Origin of the sequence: Methylobacterium sp. J-092 (genome assembly GCF_022829325.1) — a bacterium.
In the GTDB taxonomy this organism is placed as follows: Bacteria; Pseudomonadota; Alphaproteobacteria; order Rhizobiales; family Beijerinckiaceae; genus Methylobacterium.
In genome coordinates this window covers 1-4,722 of the sequence record NZ_JAKSXU010000116.1, presented here as the reverse complement: position 1 = coordinate 4,722, position 4,722 = coordinate 1, and the positions used below count along the sequence as shown (strand labels likewise).

The 4,722-nt window shown below is 63.1% G+C and carries 6 protein-coding genes and 1 pseudogene; 4 read left to right on the top strand and 3 right to left on the bottom strand.

What is annotated here, in order from left to right; translation table 11 throughout:
* The coding region (locus tag MKK60_RS13500) for a DUF2171 domain-containing protein (RefSeq protein WP_279604092.1) at window positions 1-164 on the top strand (164 nt) is incomplete at its 5' end.
* A 166-nt stretch (window positions 165-330) separates the two neighbouring features.
* Here the strand turns inward: MKK60_RS13500 and MKK60_RS13495 are convergent.
* Together MKK60_RS13495 and MKK60_RS13490 are read right to left on the bottom strand one after the other, a co-directional pair.
* Window positions 331-816 carry a hypothetical protein gene (locus MKK60_RS13495; protein ID WP_243986484.1) on the bottom strand — a complete coding sequence of 162 codons (486 nt, stop codon included), beginning with the start codon at window positions 814-816 and terminating at the stop codon, window positions 331-333.
* Window positions 817-1,238: 422 nt separating this feature from the next.
* Entirely contained in the window at window positions 1,239-2,432 is a 1,194-nt protein-coding gene (locus MKK60_RS13490; RefSeq protein WP_243986482.1) for a flagellin, read from the bottom strand.
* Between the two features lie 210 nt (window positions 2,433-2,642).
* Here MKK60_RS13490 and MKK60_RS13485 point away from each other — a divergent pair, with 210 nt between their 5' ends.
* On the top strand, window positions 2,643-3,020 hold the full coding sequence (locus MKK60_RS13485; protein WP_243986480.1) for a flagellar biosynthesis repressor FlbT: 378 nt from the start codon (window positions 2,643-2,645) through the stop codon (window positions 3,018-3,020).
* 48 nt (window positions 3,021-3,068) lie between these two features.
* Here MKK60_RS13485 and MKK60_RS28595 read toward each other — a convergent pair whose 3' ends face one another.
* The gene (locus tag MKK60_RS28595) at window positions 3,069-3,206 is read right to left on the bottom strand and encodes a hypothetical protein (protein ID WP_313901124.1); all 138 of its coding nucleotides are present in this window, start codon (window positions 3,204-3,206) and stop codon (window positions 3,069-3,071) included.
* Window positions 3,207-3,597: 391 nt separating this feature from the next.
* Between MKK60_RS28595 and MKK60_RS13475 the strand changes: the two genes are divergently transcribed.
* Together MKK60_RS13475 and MKK60_RS13470 are read left to right on the top strand one after the other, a co-directional pair.
* Window positions 3,598-4,029, top strand: a complete 432-nt coding sequence (locus tag MKK60_RS13475; protein WP_243986478.1) for a hypothetical protein — start codon at window positions 3,598-3,600, stop codon at window positions 4,027-4,029.
* Window positions 4,030-4,335: 306 nt separating this feature from the next.
* Window positions 4,336-4,722, top strand: a pseudogene (locus MKK60_RS13470) (porin family protein); the annotation flags it as partial.

Below are 4,722 nucleotides of genomic sequence, written 5' to 3'. Positions count from 1 at the left end.
ATCATCTCGATGGGCAGCGCATCAAGCTGACCCGCACTGACCCGGACGCGGAGGGCGTGCATCACTTCATCCATGTCGACTCGATAGACGCTGTCGAGAACGGTGAGGTGCGCTTGAACAGGACCGCTGCCGAAGCCAAGGACGAGTGGGGCACAGCGGAGTAGGCCTAGAGAGCGCTATGCGGGAGGGGGGATGCCCTCTCCCGATCTCACAAATTGTCCGACCCCCTGCCTGATTTAGGCTATGCCTATCCGCCCTGATTGGCTCGGGATGGTAACACCCTTCCCAATCAGCGGCTGACACCTTACCCCCCATACTCCCCCGTTACTCCTAGTCAGCAGCTGATCGGTTGGCCGAGGGCGCGAGGAACGAGGTCAGAGCTGTCGAGCCGACCTTGCCCTTCTTGGGGTTGCCCCGATCCAGCGGTACGTAGCGACTGCGGTTGTCCTTCAGGCGGCGCCCCTCGGTGTACCAGCGCTGCGCAAGCCAGCCGTCGAGGTCGTCGAGCAGGCTGCCGACATGTCCGTCGAACAGCGCCGAGCAGACCTCGGGCGGGTAGCCGGCCGCGGTAAGGACCCGGACGAAGGGATCCCTGAATGACGCCCGATCGGCTTCGGTCCCAGCCTCCTCGTAGAACATCATCAAGGCATAGTAGGCAGCCCGCGCCATGTCGTCTCGGCGCGGGGCGTTCTTCTCCCGACGCTTGGCGTCAGACCGGATCTGCGCCTTGGCATGGCGTTCGTTGCGCTGGATCTCGTACTTCGAGAGGAGCGCGGGCTTGATGGCGGTGGTATCAGTGGTGGTCGCGAGGGACATCGGTACGGCTCCGGTTGGCGGAGCCCCGATGATCTGGGCGCGACATGAAAGCCGAAATGGTCTGAGCGGTCAGCGGTCGAAAATAATTTGCATCAGCCGCTGACCGGATCCGGTTGCGCCTTGCCCTGTCAGCCCGTGTGCGCACGACGTTGGGCCGACGTCAGGTCATGAGAGCACGAGGGGACGTACCAAGCGAGAGATAGGAGGCGGTCCTGCCGTGGGGGGAGGGCAGGACCGCCGCAGCGGATCGGGCGACCTGCTGGCCGCGGATGCGGCGTGGACTAGAGTGCGCCAGACAGGTTGCTGAAGGATGAGCAACAAGACACGGCGACAGGTCGTCGGCTTAGTGACGGAGGAAATGGAAAAAAAGCGGCCGGAACAATGCCCCGGCCGCTTTATCCTGTCGTGATTGCTGAAGACGCCTAGCGGAGGAGCTGAAGCACGCCCTGCTGCGCGGTGTTGGCCAGCGAGAGGGCCGAGATGCCGAGCGACTGGCGGGTCGACAGCGCCTGGGAGTTCGCGGCCTCTTCGTTCAGGTCGGCATCGGTGAGCTTGGACGCACCAGTGTCGAGCACGTTCTGCAGGTTCTTGGTGAAGTCCTGGCGGTTCTGCACCACCGACAGGTTCGAGCCGAAGGTCGAGGCCTGCGAGCGCAGCGTCGTAGATGCGCTTGTTAGGCTGCTGAGCGTGGTGTTGACCGAGCTGTCGAGAAGGAAGTTGCCCTTGCCGTCCGCCGTTGAGCCGGAATTACCGGTGATCGAACCCAGTTTAAGACCGGTCGAGGTCGCATCGACGCCCTGAACGTCGAGGTTCGACGTGTCCTTCTCGTTGAACGAGATGTGCAGCTTGTTCGAGGATGCGCTGCTCGAGAGCAGGTTGGTGCCGTTGAAGCTCGAGTCCTTGGCCAGCTGGTCGATCTGCGTCAGCAGGCTGTTGTACTGCGACGCGAGCGCCTTCCGCTCCTTGACGCCGGTCACCGTCAGGTTGGAGCTCTGTCCGGCGGTAGAGGCGGTGCCGTACTGCGGACCCGCGTTGGCGGTCCCGCTTGCAAAGCCGAGGTTGGTCTGGTCGGCGGGCGTCGAGAATTCGATGTCGGCGGTGGCGTTGACGACGATCTTGGTGCCGGTGACGTCCTTACTGAACGCGTTGCCGGCGCCCTGAGCACTGACGGCTGTGTTCAGCTTGGCAATCGCCGTGTCGATGGTGTCGGCCGTGGTCAGGTCGGTAGTGACCGCGGTCCCGTTCACTTCGAGGTTGACGGTGTTGGTAGCGGCCGAGAACGCGTTAGCAGCCGTTCCGGTCGTGGTGATCTGCGTGGCAAGCGCCTGGTTGGCGGTCGACTTGGCCGAGTCCACGAGCTTCTGGATCGAGGTCAGGCCCTGGTTGGCCGCCTGGATGGTCTGCACGCCGTTGGAGATGCTGTCGAGCAGGCTGCCGAGGTCCGAGGAGCGGTTCGACAGGCTCTGCGCCGTGAAGAAGTTGACCGGGTTGTCGAGGGCCGAAGAGACCTTCTTGCCGGTGGAGAGACGGTTCTGCGTCGTGGAGGACAGCGCGGCCGTGTCCTGCAGCGAGAGCAGGTTCTGGCGGGTAGCAGCGGTGAGAGAAACGCCGGACATGAGATGAGATCCATACTTGATCAGAGGACCGGCTTTTTGCCGGCCTCGTGAACAAACATGTCGCCACCTACCGACGCGTTAAACCGACCCGTCAAATCGGGCAGGTCGAGCATTCAGCACGTGTTATTGGATCACTATGCCCACGGGAGTTTAAACAACGTTAACAGATCGTGTTGTTGGTCGAGGCGTCTCTAGAAAGGAGTTGCCGGCATGGCGCTACGCATCGAACTGAAGCCCGCGGAACGGCTGATCATCAACGGAGCGCTGATCCGGAACGGGGATCGCCGGTCGGTCTTCCTCGTCGAGACGCCGTGCAGGTTCCTGCGCGAGAGCGAGATCATCCGCGAAGCGGACGCCGACACGGCGAGTAAGAAGCTCTGCGTGACCCTGCAGGTCATTTATCTCGATGAGAGTGCTGCGGAGGCAGAGAACCTCCTTGTGCTGCAGTCGACCGAGATCCTGAAGACGATCCCAGGCTCGGCGCCGTATCTCGTCGCAATCCACGACGCGCTCGCGGCCAAGCAGTACCACCTGGCGATCAAGACCGGACGGAAGCTCGCTGCCTTCGAAGACGAGCTCATTCGGTGAAGCCTGCAGACTGCAATCGCACGTTTCGCTGACAAGCCGTTGACCGGATCAGATTGCCAAAAGACGGGCGACGAGACGACGGCTCTGGTCGTGGCGCTCGCAACCGAGAACGCGGAACTGCGCGCGGCCCTCGCCGAGGCGCAGGAACTCCTGATCGAGACCGCCGTCGATGCCGGCGAGATGCATGCCCGCATCGAGGTTCTGCAGGCTGAGGTGACAACGTTGCGAACGGAGCGGGATGCAATCGCATTCAGCGGCCAACGACGTCCTCTGGCCAGGCGCGGATAGGAGTGCTGCTACTCAACGAAAAAAGGCCACCCCCGAAGGAGCGGCCCGAAGTCTTGGGAGGAAACGTCCAAGAAGGACAGCGGGACCGCGACGCCATCGCCGTCCCGCACTGCGAACCTAGGTCGCTGCGCTGCAGCGAACAACCTGCCAAGCGTTGCATTTTCGGTCTGGCAGACAGTCGCGATCGGAAAGCGGCTTGTCCTCGACGTGTGACGCTTTAGACACGGCATGGCGAACCCTTTCGCTTCTAAGCTTCACGCGACGCCTGCCCCACTTCAAGGATCGCAAAATGCCGATCCGGCGAGAGCACCGCTTCTTCTACCCGATCGACTGGCGCGAATTGTCGGCCATGGTCCGGTTTCAGCGCGCTGGCGGCGCCTGTGAGGGCTGCGGTCGGCCCCATGGGCTGACCGTGTATCATCTCGGTGATGGGCGCTGGTGGGATGCCAGCATCGGAGCCTGGCGCGACGGGCGGGGCAGGAACGTCGCTAAATTGCCGACCCTGGATGACCTGACGGGAAGCCTGCGCACGACACGCGTCGTGCTCGCGACGGCCCATCGGGACCACGACACCGCGAACAACGCGGATGCTAACCTCGTCGCGTTTTGCCAGCGCTGCCACGTGCACCACGACCGGCCGGAGCATCAGCGTCGGCGGTGGCGAACCCTGTTTCGTCGGCGGGCAATGGGGGACCTGTTTCGGGGGATCTATCCGCCATGACGGGAGCCGACCCGGCGACCGCCTGAAACGACGTCTCAATGCGCATGCCTCTCGGTCATCAGGTCGGGTGTTAACTCTGGGGGTAACGCCTGTGGCGCAGCCTGAGAAAGCCACGCCCGAGCGACAAGCTCGCCTTCGCATCAAAGGCTTATGAGAAGACGCGCTCAAGAAGGACACGCCCCAATGATGAGAAAGCGTGTTTGGATAAGAATATAGGGATCGTCGGTGTGTCCTGAACGCTACATCTACTCGCTGAGAAAAGGGTAGTTTGTCCGTCAACCAGACATACCGATCGGTACCCTAGATATGAACAAGATCCTTACGTCCCTCGCAGCCTTCACGGCTCTCACCGCTGCCGCTTCGGCCGCCGACCTTCCGCGTCGCGCTCCGCCGCCGGTGTTCACCCCGGTTCCGGTGTTCACCTGGACGGGCGCCTACTTCGGTATCAACGCCGGCTACGGCTTCGATGCCAACGACAACCGCGGCGCCACCGTGGTCGGCGTCTCGCCGCAGAACGCGATCTTCGCCGGTCCGGCCGGTGGTAACCGCGCTGGCGTGCTCGCCTTCGGCGGCAGCCGCGGCAACGACGGCTTCACCGGCGGTGGCCAGGTCGGCTACAACTACCAGTTCACCCCGGGCTCGGGCGTCGTGATCGGCATCGAGGCCGACGCGCAGTACGTCGACTTCGGCCAG

Bases quoted from the DNA above. Each gene is read 5' to 3' on its own strand.
- MKK60_RS13495 (WP_243986484.1), bottom strand. From the start codon at position 816: ATGTCCCTCGCGACCACCACTGATACCACCGCCATCAAGCCCGCGCTC.
- MKK60_RS13490 (WP_243986482.1), bottom strand. From the start codon at position 2,432: ATGTCCGGCGTTTCTCTCACCGCTGCTACCCGCCAGAACCTGCTCTCG.
- MKK60_RS13485 (WP_243986480.1), top strand. From the start codon at position 2,643: ATGGCGCTACGCATCGAACTGAAGCCCGCGGAACGGCTGATCATCAAC.
- MKK60_RS28595 (WP_313901124.1), bottom strand. From the start codon at position 3,206: ATGCATCTCGCCGGCATCGACGGCGGTCTCGATCAGGAGTTCCTGCGC.
- MKK60_RS13475 (WP_243986478.1), top strand. From the start codon at position 3,598: ATGCCGATCCGGCGAGAGCACCGCTTCTTCTACCCGATCGACTGGCGC.